A 13,545-nucleotide genomic window follows, 5' to 3' on the forward strand; every position below is an offset into this window, starting at 1 on the left:
CTGCTGCTCAGTCAGGCTGCGGGAGGGCGTCGAGCGCCTCCTGCCATTCCAGCCACTGGAGTTCGAGCGTGTCGATCTGATCGCCGAGTTCAGCCGCCCGTTTGTGCAAGGCTTCACTCTCTGCGCGGTCGACCGTCGTGTAGAAGTCCGGATCGGCAAACCGGGCGTCGAGTTCGCCCTTTTCTGAATGCAGCTTGGCGAGCTGCTTGTCGAGTTTTTCGATTTCCTTGCTGATCTTGCGGCGTTCGGCGATCAGCGCCTGGCGGTTGGCCTTGGCCTCTGCCCGCTGTTGCAAGCGCTCACTCTTCTCGGCAGCCGCATCGGGTGTGCTGGCGCTTTCTTTCTCCGCTGCACGCTGAGCTGCCATCCAGGCGGCGTAGTCGTCCAGGTCGCCGTCGAAGGGCCTGACTTTGCCATCGGCGACGAGCAGCAACTCATCGGCACAGGTCCGCAGCAGATGGCGGTCGTGAGAGACAAAGACGACGCCGCCTTCGAACTCCTGCATGGCAAAGGTCAGGGCTTCGCGCATTTCGAGGTCGAGGTGGTTGGTCGGTTCGTCGAGCAGCAGCAGGTTGGGTCGGGTGCGGATGAGCAGGGCCAGGGCCAGACGGGATTTTTCCCCGCCGGAGAAGGGGCCGACCGGCCGCGTGGCCATTTCACCCCGGAAGTCGAAGCCGCCGAGATAGTCGCGCAGCTCTTGTTCCGGCGTCAGCGGCTCCAGGCGCTGCACATGCTGCAGCGGCGATTCGTCTTCGCGCAGTTGCTCCAGCTGATGCTGGGCAAAGTAGCCGATCTTCAGCGCCTTGGCTTCCTTCCGTTCGCCGCCTAACTGCGGCACGCTGGCCGCCAGCAGCTTGATCAGGGTCGACTTGCCGGCCCCGTTGCGGCCCAGAAGGCCGATACGGGCGCCCGGGCGCAGGGTCAGGGTGACGTTGTCGATGATCCGACGGTCAACATACCCCGCACCGGCATTTTCAATGACCAGCAGCGGGTCGGGCAGGCTTTCCGGATCGCGGAAGCTGAAATGGAAGGGCGAATCGACATGTGCCGCCGCCACGATCTCCATGCGCTCCAGCATCTTGACCCGGCTTTGTGCCTGGCGGGCCTTGGTGGCCTTGGCCTTGAAGCGCTCGACGAAGCGCGACAGGCGGGCGATTTCCCGTTGCTGGGCTTCGAAAGCCGATTGCTGGGCAGCCAGGCGGGCGGCCTTGGCGCGTTCGTAATCGGAATAGCCGCCGGTGGTCAGCGAAAGCCGTTGCTGATCGATGGCGATGATCTGCCCGACCACGGCATCGAGAAAATCCCGGTCGTGCGAAATCAGGAGCAGCGTGGCCGGGGTGGCTTTGAGCCATTGTTCCAGCCAGAGCACGGCATCGAGGTCGAGGTGGTTGGTCGGCTCGTCGAGCAGCAGGAGATCGGCGCGACAGGAGAGGGCGCGGGCCAGATTGAGGCGGACGCGCCAGCCGCCGGAAAAGTCCGCGACCGGCCGGTTGAAGTCGGCATCGCTAAAGCCGAGGCCGTGCAGCACCTCGGCGACGCGGGCCTTGGCGGCGTAGCCATCGATTTCACCGTAACGGGCATGCAGGGCGCCAATCGCCACCCCGTCGCCGCGGGCCTCGGCATCCGCCAGATCACGTTCGACGCGGCGCAGCTCGGTATCGCCATCCAGCACGAACTCGATGGCGGCATCCGGCAGGGCCGGGGTTTCCTGGGCCACCCGGGCAATGTGCCAGCTGGCCGGCAGTTCGACATCGCCGGATTCGGCATGCAGATCGCCGCCAAGCAGGGCAAACAGGCTGGATTTGCCGCAGCCGTTGGCCCCGACAACGCCGACTTTCCATCCGGCATGCAGCTGCAATGAGGCGTCGACGACCAGCGGGCGGCCGGCGCGGGCAAAAGTAACTTGGCGTAGAGCGATCATGTTCAGGCTTCCTCGGGCCGCGAATTATAGCGGGGGGCTGCTAAAATCCCGCGCATGATCAAGTTGATTCGGACCGACCAGCTCCAGCCCGGGATGTTTATCCAGGACCTCAATTGCGGCTGGCTCGATCACCCCTTCCTGACCAATGCCTTCCACGTGCGCGATACGGCGACCGTGGCAAAGATCATTTCGCTCGGCATCAAGGAAGTCTATATCGACACGGTGAAGGGCGCGGATGTCCGCGAAGCCCGGCCCCAGGTCGATGTAAATGCCGAGTTGCAGGCGCGTCTGGAAGAAATCGCGCGCAAGAAGGCCGAGCGCCCGGTCGTCGTCGAACTCAAGGAAGAGGCAGCCCGAGCCCGCCGCCTGCAGGCCGAGGCTTACAAGGTGGCCAATCTGGTGCTGGAAGATTTGCGTCTGGGTTTGCCGATCCAGATCGAACGCGTGCATCCGGTGGTCGACGGCGTGGTCGAGTCGGTTTTCCGCAATCAGGATGCGTTGCTGCCGCTGGTCCGCCTGAAAAGTGTCGATGACTACCTGTTCGAGCACTCGGTGGGCGTGTCCGCCTTGCTTGCCGCCTTTGGCCGGACGATGAAGCTGCCCAAGGACGATGTGCGCGAGCTGGCACTCGGGGGGCTCCTGCACGACATCGGCAAGGCTCAGGTACCGGAATCCATCCTCAACAAACCGGCCAAGCTCGATCAGGACGAATTCCTGCGCATGCAGGACCATGTGGCCCTCGGCCTGGCGCAGCTTGATCAGATGCAGGGCGTCAGCGAGATTGCCCGGCGCGTCGTCGCCGAGCACCACGAGCGCATCGACGGGACCGGTTATCCGCAGCGCAAGCAGGGAGAGGGCGTTTCCCTGCATGGCCAGATGGCGGCGATTGTCGATGTGTATGACGCCATTTCATCCGAGCGCGTCTATCACCGCGCCATGACCCCGACCCTGGCCCTGAAGAAACTGCTCGAATGGAGCAAGCACCACTTCGACCCCAAGTTGGTCCAGGCCTTTGTGCGTACGCTCGGCATCTATCCCACGGGCTCCCTGGTCCGCCTGGAAAGCAACCGCATGGGCGTGGTCATGGAGCAGAACGAGGGGAATCTGCTTGAGCCGGTGGTGCGTGTCTTCTACCATGCAGGCAAACAGCATTACACGCCTCCGGAATTGGTCGATCTGTCCAAGGTCCAGGATCGCATCGCCAGTTACGAAAGCTTTGAAAAATGGAATATCGATCCGCAGCCCTGGCTGCCCTCCTGACCCTCGCCGGCAGCACGCTTTCTGCGGCTGAGGGCGCCGATGTCCAGCGCGACAGCTGGGAGACCCGTCTTGAGCGGGCGGCGGCCCTGCAAACCGAAGGCAAGGCCCGGCGCGATGCCGCTGACCGCCTCTATGCCGAGGAAGACAAGGCCTGCTACAGCAAGATTCTGGTCAATCGCTGCCGGGACGAGGCGCGCAAGCGTCACGTGAGCGAAAACCGCGAAGGCAAGCGCCTGGAATCCGAAGGCAAGGCCATCGAACTGCAGGTCAAGAAGGAGCAGCGCGAAGCCGGCGAGCGCCAGGCGGAACGCGAAGCGCCGATTCAGGCGGCAGAGCGGGAAACCCGTGCCGCCGAACGTGCTGCGGATCAGGCGCGTCAGGATGCAGACCGGGCCGCCCAAGCCGAAGACAAAGCCCGTAAGGCCGAAGAAGGGGCGCGCCGCCGCGCCGAGCAGGACGCGAAGATCCGCGAGAAGCAGGCCGCACATGCGGCACGCCAGGCGGAAGCCCGCCAGAAGGCCGCCGAGAACGCCGGAAAGTAAGCGCGTGTCCAGCATTCGCAAAATCACCATCGATCAGTTGCAGCCCGGCATGTATGTCGTGGATCTGCACCGGCGCTGGCTGGATCACAATATCTGGCGGCGGCGTTTCATGGTGCGTGATGCGGCGCATGTGGATACCCTGCGGCGCGAAGGCATCCAAGAGATATCGATTGATATCGAAAAGGGCGACGACATCCCGTCCCCCCGCCTGCTGCACCCGCCCATGCCGCCGCGGGCACCGTCGCCGGTCCGTTCGCTGGCCGATCATTTCCGCGCCATCGGCCCCAAGGTGACGGTCGGCGAGGAGCGCCGGCGGGCGGCCCGTCTGCTCTCCGATGCGACCATCGTCGTGACCGACATGATGTATTGCGCCCAGGCCGGGGGGGAGGTCGATGCCGCCCTGCTCGAACCGCTGGTGCAGCGCATGATGTCCTCCGTGCAGCGCAATCCGGACGCCCTGGTGCCGCTTGCGCGCCTAAAGCAGATGGACAGCTATGCCAACGAGCATGCCGTGGCCACCGCCGCATTGATCATCGCGCTCGGGCATCAGCAGGGCCTGCCGGAGCCCGAGATCGAAAAACTGGCTCTCGGCACCATGGTCAAGGACATCGGCCATGCGGCGCTGGATGCCAAGCTGGTCGACAAGCCCGGTGCCCTCTCGCTGCAGGAGTTTTCCGTCGTCCAGTCGCATGTCGAAGAGGGGCTGGCCGTCCTCGAAGCCACGTCCCGCCTGCCCGATGCGGCGGTCTCCGTGGTGCTGGAACATCACGAGCGCTACAACGGCCTGGGCTACCCCTACCGCATGGCCGGGGATGAAATCACCTTGGGCGGTCGCATGGCGGCGATTGTCGATACCTACGACGCGATGACCTCGGACCGGCCTTACCGGCCCGCGCTCTCGCCGGCACTGGCTCTGCGCCAGCTCTATGCCCAGGGCGGCAGCGACTTCGACCCCATGCTGGTTGCCTCCTTTGTCAAAACCGTCGGGGTTTATCCGGTGGGCACCCTGGTCCTGCTGGAAAGCGGGCATCTTGCCGTGGTCGATGAAATCAACCACGAACATCTGCTCAGCCCGATCGTGCGGGTGATCTACCACGCCGGGCGCAGTCAGTATGTAACGCCTCAGGTGGTCGATCTTTCCCGCAAAGTGGGCAATCACTACGGTCAGATTGTCCGGGCCGAAACCTTCGAGCGCTGGGGCCTTAGCGCCGTCCGCTGGCAGCCTGTTTGAGCAGTGTGCGGATGGGGGTCGGCACGCCGGCCTCCGGCGCGGCATCGAGATCCACCCAGGTCAGCCCGGCGGGCAGCGGCTTCTTTGGGGGCGTGATTTCGCCGATCACCGTCTGCAAGGTCAGACGGAAATGCGTGAAGGTATGGCGCAAAGGTGGCAAAGGACGTTCCGTGCGCAGCGTGCTGCCCAGTTGCCCCAGCCAGTCATCAATCCCCCCCTCCGGCAGGCTCAGCAGCCCGCCCCACAAGCCTTCCGACGGTCGACGCTCGAGCAGCACCTGATTTCCGGCAATCAACATCACGTAGGCCGTGCTGCGTTCTGGGATGGCCGCGCGTGGCCGGGCTTCCGGCAAAACCGCCTGGCGCTCGCTCAGACGCGCAACGCAGTGCTCGGCCACGGGGCAGTCCCCGCATTTCGGCCGATTGCGCGTACACACGGTCGCGCCCAGATCCATCAGGCCCTGCGTGTAAATTTCAATCCCGTGCTCCGGCAACAGGCGCTCGGCCAGTTGCCACAGCCCGGTTTCAACCGCCTTGGCGCCCGGAAAACCTTCGATGCCGAACTGCCGGCAGAGCACGCGTTTGACGTTACCGTCGAGGATCGCGCTCTGCGCGCCAAAGGCGAAGGCCGCCACGGCGGCGGCGGTCGACCGGCCAATACCCGGCAATTCCGCCAGTTCCAGCGCGGTTTTCGGGAAATGTCCGCCGTGGACCGTCGCGATCACCTGCGCGCAACGGTGCAGATTGCGTGCCCGGGCGTAATAGCCCAGCCCGGCCCAGTACGGAATCACCTCGTCGATACTGGCCGCAGCCAGACTCAGCACATCGGGAAAGCGCGCCAGAAAACGCTGGTAATAGGGAATCACGGTGATCACCTGCGTTTGCTGCAGCATGATCTCGGAAAGCCAGATCCGGTAAGGATCGCGGGTGTTCTGCCAGGGCAGGTCATGACGACCGGCTTGCTGCTGCCAGGCAATCAGCCGGGCGGTAAAGGGATGCGAAAGACTCAAAACTGCCTCGACGCAGGGGGCGGGACTGCGGATAATAGCGCCCTTTGATCCGGATCAAACCCACCGATGACCCAAGTCCACGATACCCGCGCCCTGCGTAATGCCCTTGGCCGCTTTGCCACCGGCGTTGCCATCGTCACGGCCATCGACGCGGACGGCCAAGCGGTCGGCCTGACCATCAATTCCTTCTCCGCCGTGTCGCTCGACCCCGCGCTCGTGCTCTGGTGCCTGGACAACAACTCGCACAACCTGGCCGCTTTCAAGCAGGCCAGCCACCACGCGATCTGCATCCTCTCCGCCGAGCAACAGGCCCTGTCCAACCACTTCGCGACCTGGCCGGGCGACCGCTTTGCCGGTCAGGACTGGCACGCGGGCCTCGGCGGTGCCCCGGTCTTCCCGGGCTCCTGCGCCACCTTCGAAGTCGCCAACGACACCACCTATGTGGCGGGCGACCACACCATCTTCATTGGCCGCGTCGAACGCTTCGGCGAACGCCAGGACCTCGCACCGCTGCTCTTCCACGCCGGCCGCTACCGCAGCCTGGCCGACGAATGATCGGTTGAAAGCAGCGCCGAGACAGCATAGAATGCCGTCTCTCCGCCCGAGCGGGCGTCGTATAATGGTAATACCCTAGCTTCCCAAGCTAGAGCCGTGGGTTCGATTCCCATCGCCCGCTCCACATCGAATTCAGGCAGATCGTTGATCCGCCAGCCAAAAAGCCAACCCTTCCCGGTTGGCTTTTTTGTTTCTATTCGACGGTCGACCGTCAGAAACGGCCGTTTTTCCCGACGGCGGCTTTTAGTTCATCCATGAAGGCCCGGGCGGGGAGGGGGAGGATTTTCTGGCGCAGGTGGACGACGGACCAGGGTTGCTGGAGGGGAAAGCCGCGTACGTCGAGGATGCGCAGGCCGTCTTGTTCGGGATGCTCGCCAAGGACGTGGCGGGAGAGGATGGCGAGGCCCATGCCGGTGGCGACGAGGTCACGGATGGCTTCGTTGCTGCCCAGGGCGAGTTTGATGTTGAGTGAATGCCCACTCTTGGCGAGATGGCGGTCGATGGCCTTGCGCGTGCCGGAACCGGTTTCGCGCATCAGGAAGGGGTGAGGGGCCAGATCGGCGAGATCGAGCGGCCCGTCGGGCAGCGGGTAGTCGGCCGGTGCGACCACGACCAGCGGGTTGTCGAGGAAGGGCGTGGCGACGACGTCGAGTTCTTCCGGCGGGAAGGACATGATGTAGAGGTCGTCCTCGTTGGCGCGCAGGCGTTCGACGATGCGGGCGCGGTTGGCAACTTCGAGCTCGATCTCGATGTCCGGGTAGCGCCGGCAGAAGGCGCCGAGCATGCGCGGCAGGAAGTATTTGGCGGTGGTCACCAGGGCCACGCGCAGGCGACCTTTTTTCAGCCCTTTCAGGGCGTCGACCGCCGACTCGAAGCGGTTCCAGCTGTCGTCCAGTTCGCGCGCCGTTTGCAGCAGTTCCTGGCCGGCGGCGGTGAGCCGGATTTCGCGTCCGACCTGCTCGAAGAGCGGCAGGCCGACCACCTCGGCAATCTGGCGGATCTGGATGGAGACGGCGGGCTGGGTCAGATGCAGGGCCTCGGCAGCACGGGTGAAATTGCCCAGACGGGCCACCGTGGCAAAGGTTTCGAGCTGGCGGAAGGTGAGATGTCGGCGTGGCATATAAGTATTTATATATGATTTTCACGAAAATCTTTAATTGGATTTAATGGTTTCCGGATGGAATAGTGCGCCCCATTGAACTTTGCCTGGTGCGTGCCATGCCTTTTGAACCTGTCATCCTCTTCTTCCTGCTCGGTCTGCTGGCCGGGCTGGCCCGGTCGGACCTGAAGATTCCGGCGGTGCTGTATGAGTCCCTGAGCATCTTCCTGCTGCTCGCCATCGGCCTGAAAGGCGGCGTCGAACTGGCGCGCCAGTCGTTGGGCGACCTGATCGTGCCGGCGCTGGTGGTGGTCGGCATCGGTGCCTGCCTGCCGCTCATCGCCTTCCCGCTCCTGCAGCGGCTGGGCAAGCTGTCGCGGGCCGATGCGGCCTCGGTGGCGGCGCATTACGGTTCGGTCAGTGTGGTGACTTTCGCGGTGGGCGCGGCCTACCTGAGCAATCTGGGCCAGGCTTACGAGGGCTATATGGTGGTCTTCCTCGTCCTGCTCGAGTTCCCGGCCTTGATGATCGGGGTGTGGCTGGCCAAGTGTGGCCAGGGCAATTCGAACATGGGCAAGGTGCTGCATGAGGTCTTTGCCGGCAAGAGCATCGTGCTGCTGGTCGGCGGTTTGCTGATCGGCTGGATGGCGGGGGCGGAGGGGCTGAAGCCGCTGGATAAGGTGTTTTTCGATCTGTTCAAGGGCTTGCTCGCCATCTTTCTGCTGGAGATGGGCTTGGTGGCGGCAAGCCGGATCGGTGATCTGAAGCGGGCCGGGGCCTTCCTGCTCGGGTTTGCCATCGCCATGCCGGTGTTCGCCGGCGTGCTTGGCGCGCTGACGGGCAGCCTGCTCGGGCTCTCGGTCGGCGGGACGGCCTTGCTGGCGACGCTGTATGCGAGTGCTTCCTACATCGCTGCGCCCGCCGCAATGCGGATTGCAGTGCCGGAGGCCAATCCGGCGCTGTCCATCGGCGCCGCGCTGGGCATCACCTTCCCGTTCAACCTGGTGATCGGGATCCCCACCTATTATTGGCTGGCCAGCCAGCTTGAAGGAGTGATCTGATGAGTGCGAGTTACACCCGTCGTACCCTGCTGACCGTGGTCTGCGAGGCCTCGATCGAGGCGCGTGTGGTGGTGGATGCGAAGCGCCTGGGCGCGCATGGCTACACCGCGAGTGAAGCGCGCGGCTGGGGCCAGCATGGGGAGCGCGACGGCCATTGGCCGATGAGCGGCAATGTGCGTATCGACATCCTCTGCGATGCCGTGGTGGCCGATGCGATTGCCCTGCATCTGCAGGCCACCTACTTTGCCAGCTATGCGATGGTCTGCTACCTGAGTGAGGTCTCGGTGCTGCGTTCGGAGAAGTTCTGAGAGCGGCTCAGTGGTCGTCGCCCCAGCGTTGCATCAGCGTGTGCGGTACGCGCAGCTGGTCGAGGATGCGGGCGACGACAAAGTCCACGATGTCCTGCACGCTTTGCGGGTGGTGGTAGAAGCCGGGGCTGGGCGGCAGGATGACGGCGCCGGCCCGGGTCAGGCGCAGCATGTTTTCCAGATGAATGGCCGAGAACGGCGTTTCACGTGGAACCAGCACCAGTTTGCGCCCTTCCTTGAGCACGACATCAGCGGCGCGCTCGATCAGGTTGTCCGAGAGACCCTGTGCGATCGAGGCCAGGGTCCCCATGGAACAGGGGCAGACCACCATCGCATCGGGCGGGTTGGAGCCGGAGGCCACCGGCGCAAACCATTCTTCCCGGCCGTAAACCGAGAGTTTTTCCCCGTCGACCGTCGGAAAGCGGGCGAGCAGGGCGGTGTGGGCCTCGCTCGGGCGTGAGGGCAGCTCGAAATTCAGTTCCTGTCGGGCCACCACCTGGGCGGCTTGCGAGTAGAGCAGTTGCACGCGGCAGCCGGCTTCCAGCAGGCATTCCAGGAGGCGCAGGCCGTAAGGCAGGCCGGAGGCGCCGGTGAGGGCAAGGCAGATGGTTTGGCTCATGGTGCGGAGTGGACAGGCGTATCGCGGAGAAGTTTAGCCGCAATCAGGCCGTTGACCGTACCGAAGACCAGCGCCGCGAGGCCAAACAGGGGCAGGAGCAGAAAAACGCCATCGTGCGGAATCAGCCACAACCGGGCGAGCAGCAATTGCCCGCCGATGTGGGCCGCAGCGGCCAGCACGGAATGGCTGACCGGCCCGAAGGCGCGTCCCGGCAGGCGGCTGGCCAGCCCGAGCACGAGCAGGCTGCACAGGCTGCCAGTGAGGGAGAGGAAAAAGCCCGGGGCGAGAAAATAACCGAGCAGCAGGCTGCCGGCGAGCACGCGCAACAAGGTGACCCAGACCGCCGTACCCCAGCCATAGCGGTGCAGAACGACGAGGGTGACGATATTGGCCAGGCCGGGCTTGATGCCGGGCAGCGGTGAAGGGATGGCGGCATCGACCAGCGAGAGGCCGACGGCGGCGGTGGTCAGCCAGGCGATGCGGTGGTCGTCATCGGTGACCGGCAGTTCAATAGCTGATCGAGTCATAGACCTTGGTCCGGCCGGTGATCTGCAGGCTGACGCGATTGGGGGCGCAGATGGCGATTTCGCCCGGGCGCATGAGCCAGCCCTGACGCACGCAATACTGGCGCGGGCTGGGGTCGCTGACGATGCGGGCGCGGCCCGGTTCGATGGCGATGCGGGTGGTGCCCAGTGGGCCGGGGACCTCGAACTGACGGCGCTGGCGCAAGTCGCTCTCGGCAAAAATCTGGCCGTCCTGGCGGATGATGGCGCGGTCGGCGAGCCCGCCTTGCCAGAAGGCCGGGAAGCTCAGCGCCACGCCAATCAGCCCGCCGAGCAGGATCAGCCAGTCGCCCGGGCGCAGCAGCGCGAGCGTGTCCTTCACTGTCCGGCCAGCGTCCGGTGGCGAACCAGGACGCGTGCCGCGTGGGCAAACTCGCGGCCCAGCCATTCCGCCATGCAGACCGAGCGGTGCTGGCCGCCGGTGCAGCCGATGGCGACCGTCAGGTAATTGCGGTTGTCCTGCACATAGCTCGGTAGCCAGTCGGCGACAAAGCGGCGGATGTCTTCCCGCATGCGCCGGAAGGCTTCTTCCCCTTCGAGGAAGTCGATCACCGGCTGGTCACGCCCGGTGAGCGGGCGCAGGGCCGGGTCGTAATGCGGATTGGGCAGGCAGCGCACGTCGAACACGAGGTCGGCATCGAGCGGCAGGCCGTGCTTGAAACCGAAGGATTCGAACATCAGGGTCAGGCCCTTGGCCGGATCGGCCTGCATGAACTGGCGTACCCATTCGCGCAGGGCGTTGGCCTTGAGACCGGTGGTATCGATGCGATGGCCGAGGCCGGCAATCGGCTCCAGCATCAGGCGCTCGGCCCGGATCGCTTCTTCCAGGGTCTGATCGTCGGTGGCGAGCGGATGGCGGCGGCGCGATTCGGAATAGCGCGTGAGCAGGATCTCGTCACTCGCGTGCAGGAAGAGAAACTTGTGGCGGATGCCGTCGGCCGCGAGCGAGTGCAGCTTTTCCGGGAGGAGGGCAATGCCGTCGCCGGAGCGCGCATCGACGCCGACCGCGATCTTGCGGATGCCTTCGTCGCGCAGCATGCGGACGAGCACCGTGAGCATCACGACGGGGAGGTTGTCGACGCAGTAATAGCCGGCGTCTTCGAGGAGATTCAGGGCAACCGACTTGCCCGAGCCGGACTGGCCGCTGATGAGAATGAGATCCATGACTTGGAGGATAATGAAGGGCTCGCCATGGATCAACCCACGGCATAATAGGGATAACCAAGGAGATCACCATGCCCCCCACCGTTCCCCTGCTCGAATTGCCTTTTCTGGCGGAGTTGACCGCCCAGCGGCGCGACATTCACGCGCACCCTGAACTGGCCTTCGACGAGAACCGGACTGCGGACCTGGTGGCGGCAGAGCTGACCCGCTACGGTCTCGAAGTCCATCGCGGCATCGCCAAGACCGGCGTCGTCGGTGTCCTGCGCGCCGGGACCTCCGGCCGCATGATCGGCCTGCGTGCCGACATGGATGCCTTGCCGCTCTGCGAAATGAACGAATTCCCGCATCACTCCCGCTATCAGGGAAAAATGCACGCCTGCGGCCACGACGGGCACACCGCCATGCTGCTCGGCGCCGCACGTTACCTGGCCGGGCAGCCGGATTTCGACGGCATTGCCGTCTTCATCTTCCAGCCGGCTGAAGAAGCCGAGGGCGGCGCGGCGGTCATGATCGAGGATGGGCTCTTCGAGCGTTTCCCGGTCGAGGCGGTATTCGGCCTGCACAACTGGCCGGGCATTCCGGTCGGCCAGATGATGGTCATGCCGGGGCCGGTCATGGCCGGCACCTGCGGCTTTGAAATCACCGTGCGCGGTCATGGTTGTCATGCCGCCATGCCGCATCAGGGCGTCGATGCCATCGTCACCGGCGCGCAACTGGTGCAGGCCTTGCAGACCGTGGTCTCGCGCAACCTGCACCCGTGCGAGTCGGCCGTGGTCAGCGTGACTCAGTTCCACGCCGGCGAAGCCTGGAACGTGATTCCGGAAGAAGTCGTCCTGCGCGGCACCATCCGCAGCTTCAAGCCGGAGGTGCAGGAGACGGTCGAGCGCTCCATCGAGCGCCTGTGCAGCGGCATTGCGGCGGCCAACGGGGCGCAGATCAACGTGCATTTCGACCACCGCTATCCGGCGACGGTCAACAGCACCAACGAGGCGCATTTCTGTCAGCGCGTGGCCGCAGAGGTCTTTGGCGGTGAGCATGTGCTGACTGACATCCTGCCGTCCATGGGGGCGGAGGATTTTGCCTACATGCTGCGCGAAAAGCCGGGCTGCTATGTCTGGCTGGGCAACGGACCGGGAACGGGCGGCTGCACGCTGCACAATCCGCATTACGACTTCAACGACGAACTGCTCACCCTGGGCGTCAGCTATTGGGTGCACCTCGTCCGGCGTTTTTTGCCCAAGGCTTGAGTCGACCGTCGGAGCGGCTCAGGCGGCGGGCCGGTTGAGCACCGCCAGCGTGGGTTTGTCGGTGGCGCCCTTGCGCAAGGCAAGGTAGCGCAGACAGGAAACGCGGAGAAAGGACGTGAAATTGTCGATTTCTCCGCGGTATTCCAAGAGCTCGTCGTAGAGCTTGGCGATCAATTGGTTGGTGGTGTAGCCATCGCTCGCCGCGATTTCGGCGAGGATGTCCCAGAAGTGATTTTCCAGCCGGATGCGCGTCACGCAGCCGTGGATGCGCAGCGCCCGCGAACGCGACTCATAGAGCATGGGGTCGGCTTTGACGTAAATCTCACACATGGGACACCTCGCGTTCAGAATCAGGCTTCGATGCGGCTACCGAGCAACATCAGGAATTTTGCCAGCCAATCGGGATGCGCGGGCCAGGCCGGGGCGGTGACCAGATTGCCATCGACCAGCGCCTGATCCACCGCAATTTCAACATAGTCGCCGCCGGCAGCGCGGACTTCCGGCGCGCAGGCAGGATAGGCGCTGCAGCGTTTGCCTGCCAGCACGCCGGCCGCAGTCAGCAATTGCGCTCCATGGCAAATCGCGGCGATCGGCTTGCCGGCATCGGCAAAGTGGCGCACGGCGTCGAGCACGGCCGGATTGAGGCGCAGATATTCGGGGGCGCGCCCGCCGGGAATGACCAGGGCGTCGTAGTCCGCAAGCTGAATGTCGGCGAAGCTGGCATTGAGTGTGAACAGGTGTCCCGGCTTCTCCGTGTAGGTCTGATCGCCTTCAAAGTCATGCACCGCCGTTTTGACGGCCTGGCCGGCGGTTTTGCCGGGACACACGGCGTGGACCGTATGCCCGACCATGATCAGTGCCTGAAAGGGCACCATGGTTTCGTAGTCTTCGGTGAAGTCGCCGGTAATGAGCAGGATTTTCTTGGCAGCCATGAGCATGTCTCCGTTGGGTGTGGGAGCGCTGATT

Annotated in this window: 16 protein-coding genes and 1 tRNA gene; 8 read left to right on the forward strand and 9 right to left on the reverse strand. The window is 64.5% G+C overall.

The genetic code is table 11. From position 1 onward, the window contains the following. Window positions 1–7 precede the first annotated feature (7 nt). Entirely contained in the window at window positions 8–1,921 is a 1,914-nt protein-coding gene (locus AACO21_RS01825; RefSeq protein WP_346190769.1) for an ATP-binding cassette domain-containing protein, read from the reverse strand. Window positions 1,922–1,975: 54 nt separating this feature from the next. On the opposite strand from AACO21_RS01825, the gene AACO21_RS01830 reads away from it, so the two are divergent. From AACO21_RS01830 to AACO21_RS01840, 3 genes are read left to right on the forward strand one after another with little or no spacing between them, the layout of a single operon-like run. Further along, window positions 1,976–3,181: an HD-GYP domain-containing protein gene (locus AACO21_RS01830; RefSeq protein WP_346190770.1), complete on the forward strand. Its 1,206-nt coding sequence runs from the start codon at window positions 1,976–1,978 to the stop codon at window positions 3,179–3,181. Next, window positions 3,145–3,723 (forward strand): hypothetical protein, encoded by a 579-nt coding sequence (locus tag AACO21_RS01835; protein WP_346190771.1) that lies wholly within the window; start codon window positions 3,145–3,147, stop codon window positions 3,721–3,723. Before AACO21_RS01830 ends, AACO21_RS01835 begins: the two co-directional genes overlap by 37 nt. A 4-nt stretch (window positions 3,724–3,727) precedes the next feature. Further along, window positions 3,728–4,954: an HD-GYP domain-containing protein gene (locus AACO21_RS01840; RefSeq protein WP_346190772.1), complete on the forward strand. Its 1,227-nt coding sequence runs from the start codon at window positions 3,728–3,730 to the stop codon at window positions 4,952–4,954. On the opposite strand, the gene mutY is transcribed toward AACO21_RS01840, so the two are convergent. Beyond that, window positions 4,926–5,963 (reverse strand): A/G-specific adenine glycosylase, encoded by a 1,038-nt coding sequence (gene mutY, locus AACO21_RS01845; protein WP_346190773.1) that lies wholly within the window; start codon window positions 5,961–5,963, stop codon window positions 4,926–4,928. The two genes, AACO21_RS01840 and mutY, sit on opposite strands and share 29 nt — an antisense overlap. Before the next feature lie 66 nt (window positions 5,964–6,029). Between mutY and AACO21_RS01850 the strand changes: the two genes are divergently transcribed. Together AACO21_RS01850 and AACO21_RS01855 are read left to right on the forward strand one after the other, a co-directional pair. After that, entirely contained in the window at window positions 6,030–6,518 is a 489-nt protein-coding gene (locus AACO21_RS01850) for a flavin reductase family protein (protein WP_346190774.1), read from the forward strand. A gap of 50 nt (window positions 6,519–6,568) precedes the next feature. Continuing rightward, window positions 6,569–6,642: transfer RNA gene (locus tag AACO21_RS01855), tRNA-Gly, on the forward strand. Between the two features lie 87 nt (window positions 6,643–6,729). Here the strand turns inward: AACO21_RS01855 and AACO21_RS01860 are convergent. Continuing rightward, on the reverse strand, window positions 6,730–7,638 hold the full coding sequence (locus tag AACO21_RS01860; RefSeq protein WP_346190775.1) for a LysR family transcriptional regulator: 909 nt from the start codon (window positions 7,636–7,638) through the stop codon (window positions 6,730–6,732). 98 nt (window positions 7,639–7,736) lie between these two features. Between AACO21_RS01860 and AACO21_RS01865 the strand changes: the two genes are divergently transcribed. Together AACO21_RS01865 and AACO21_RS01870 are read left to right on the forward strand one after the other, a co-directional pair. Next, on the forward strand, window positions 7,737–8,678 hold the full coding sequence (locus AACO21_RS01865; RefSeq protein ID WP_346190776.1) for a sodium-dependent bicarbonate transport family permease: 942 nt from the start codon (window positions 7,737–7,739) through the stop codon (window positions 8,676–8,678). Further along, a complete protein-coding gene (locus AACO21_RS01870) occupies window positions 8,678–8,986 on the forward strand; it encodes a transcriptional regulator (protein WP_346190777.1) in 309 nt (102 codons plus the stop codon). Before AACO21_RS01865 ends, AACO21_RS01870 begins: the two co-directional genes overlap by 1 nt. 7 nt (window positions 8,987–8,993) lie before the next feature. Here the strand turns inward: AACO21_RS01870 and AACO21_RS01875 are convergent, their stop codons facing one another. From AACO21_RS01875 to rapZ, 4 genes are read right to left on the reverse strand one after another with little or no spacing between them, the layout of a single operon-like run. Continuing rightward, on the reverse strand, window positions 8,994–9,605 hold the full coding sequence (locus tag AACO21_RS01875) for a flavin prenyltransferase UbiX (RefSeq protein WP_346190778.1): 612 nt from the start codon (window positions 9,603–9,605) through the stop codon (window positions 8,994–8,996). Further along, window positions 9,602–10,132 (reverse strand): Gx transporter family protein, encoded by a 531-nt coding sequence (locus tag AACO21_RS01880; RefSeq protein ID WP_346190779.1) that lies wholly within the window; start codon window positions 10,130–10,132, stop codon window positions 9,602–9,604. Before AACO21_RS01880 ends, AACO21_RS01875 begins: the two co-directional genes overlap by 4 nt. Further along, window positions 10,113–10,490, reverse strand: coding sequence for a NusG domain II-containing protein (locus AACO21_RS01885; protein ID WP_346190780.1), 378 nt, complete (start codon window positions 10,488–10,490; stop codon window positions 10,113–10,115). The genes AACO21_RS01880 and AACO21_RS01885 overlap by 20 nt, the downstream gene beginning before the upstream one ends. Beyond that, window positions 10,487–11,332 (reverse strand): RNase adapter RapZ, encoded by an 846-nt coding sequence (rapZ, locus tag AACO21_RS01890; protein ID WP_346190781.1) that lies wholly within the window; start codon window positions 11,330–11,332, stop codon window positions 10,487–10,489. The genes AACO21_RS01885 and rapZ overlap by 4 nt, the downstream gene beginning before the upstream one ends. A gap of 71 nt (window positions 11,333–11,403) precedes the next feature. On the opposite strand from rapZ, the gene AACO21_RS01895 reads away from it, so the two are divergent. Beyond that, on the forward strand, window positions 11,404–12,579 hold the full coding sequence (locus AACO21_RS01895; RefSeq protein WP_346190782.1) for a M20 aminoacylase family protein: 1,176 nt from the start codon (window positions 11,404–11,406) through the stop codon (window positions 12,577–12,579). A gap of 18 nt (window positions 12,580–12,597) precedes the next feature. Here the strand turns inward: AACO21_RS01895 and AACO21_RS01900 are convergent, their stop codons facing one another. Continuing rightward, window positions 12,598–12,909, reverse strand: coding sequence for a ribbon-helix-helix domain-containing protein (locus AACO21_RS01900; protein WP_346190783.1), 312 nt, complete (start codon window positions 12,907–12,909; stop codon window positions 12,598–12,600). Window positions 12,910–12,929: 20 nt separating this feature from the next. Next, window positions 12,930–13,511 carry a DJ-1/PfpI family protein gene (locus AACO21_RS01905; protein WP_346190784.1) on the reverse strand — a complete coding sequence of 194 codons (582 nt, stop codon included), beginning with the start codon at window positions 13,509–13,511 and terminating at the stop codon, window positions 12,930–12,932. Between the last annotated feature and the right edge of the window lie 34 nt (window positions 13,512–13,545).

This window comes from Dechloromonas sp. ZS-1 (genome assembly GCF_039649255.1).
GTDB lineage: Bacteria > Pseudomonadota > Gammaproteobacteria > Burkholderiales > Rhodocyclaceae > Azonexus.